The following is a 1578-nucleotide window of genomic DNA, read 5'->3' as shown; positions in this document are numbered from 1 at the left end:
TGATTGGGTACACCACCGAAATGATGCAGATCAACGCAAAATTGAATCTGATTATTCAGGATTCTACTTTTAGCTATCTTCCGCACGACACTTTAATCAGTAATACCTACAAAACGCAACTGCTGATTTTTACAGAGAAATGGGGGAAAGCAGATTCTTCTAACAAAACAATCCTGCAAAAAATTGAAAACCTGCAAACCCGAGTAGCGAACGCCTATCTTACTTGCGGCGAACTTACCAATGAAACCAACTATCGAATTAAAAACTTCAGTAAACAACTTGCCTTACCCGAAGAAAATCCACTCTGGAATTCGGAAACCAAACATAAAAACGATGGGTTCGTACTCATAATGAAACGATCTGCCAAAATCGCCAGCAGAATTCTTTCGTTTTATTTGATGAATAAGCGAAATACGATTATCATCATTTTATTAATTACGCTACTATTGGCTTTTTCAACACAGGCGGTAGCTAAAAAACTTGCGAAAAACCCACTCTCCTTATTACAGGAAAAAGCACCCACGATTGCTCATTACCCAATTCTTGCTACGCTTTTAATTGTAGGCGCACTCTCTCCATTTTTTTCACAAGAAGAACCGGCCTCCTTTACACTTTGTATATGGCTATTGGTAACTGTTTTGTATACCTATTTGTTTACAAAAAACAAAACCATTCAACTGAATACCGAATGGTGGGTGATGATTTTATTCTTCATTTTATTCAGTGGATTCAATTTACTGATTCAAACAACCCAGGCCGAAAGATGGATACATTTGCTGTTAGTAGGAGCTTCCCTAACACTGGGCCTATCGCTTCTGAGAAAATATCATCAGATTACTATTCATGCCGGATTTCCGGTTAAGGCAGTGATTTTGATATTTATCGGACTCAATATTTTATCCATAATTTTTAATGTAATTGGTAGTTTCATTTTGGCCAAATATTTTGCTGCCAGTGCCATTACGGGTTTACTAACAGCCCGGATTTTATATTCGCTCATTGATTTAATTATGGAAACTATATGGCTATATGAGGTACAGTACCGGAATAGCCTGATTACCGATTATAAAGCAGATATAGAGGCCCTTAACAAGAAACTCAAAACCTTCTTCACCGGATTTGTAGGAATTATTTGGCTTATTATTCTATCCAGAAATTTAAATATATATGATATTTTCTTCGATGGAATTGCTGATTTTTTGAAAAAAGAAAGGGTACTGGGTAGCATGCATTTTAGTTTCTTTAGTATCCTGATTTTTATTGGTATAATTTGGATTTCGAATGTAATCGCCAAATCGCTGCAACTGATATTTGGCAATACTGCAAACAGCAGTTCGCAAAATGATACCCACTCAGCTAAAGGAGGAAGTATCCTGTTACTTGCACGCATTGGCATCCTTTCTCTGGGGATTATGCTGGCATTTGTTGCATCTGGTATTCCCCTTGATAAACTAACCATCATCATTGGAGCATTGGGCGTTGGGATTGGGTTTGGATTACAGAATGTGGTTAATAATCTGGTAAGTGGATTGATTCTTGCATTCGAACGGCCCGTGCGAGTTGGAGATACGGTTGAAG

The 1578-nt window shown here is 37.6% G+C and carries 1 protein-coding gene; it reads left to right on the top strand.

The genetic code is table 11. From position 1 onward, the window contains the following. A partial coding sequence (locus ACOYLT_RS11940) for a mechanosensitive ion channel domain-containing protein (RefSeq protein WP_422854059.1) occupies window positions 1–1578 on the top strand: 1578 nt, incomplete at both ends.

The organism is Flavobacterium sp. (assembly GCF_049318185.1).
GTDB lineage: Bacteria > Bacteroidota > Bacteroidia > Flavobacteriales > Flavobacteriaceae > Flavobacterium.
This window is presented reverse-complemented; position numbering and strand designations above follow the sequence as displayed.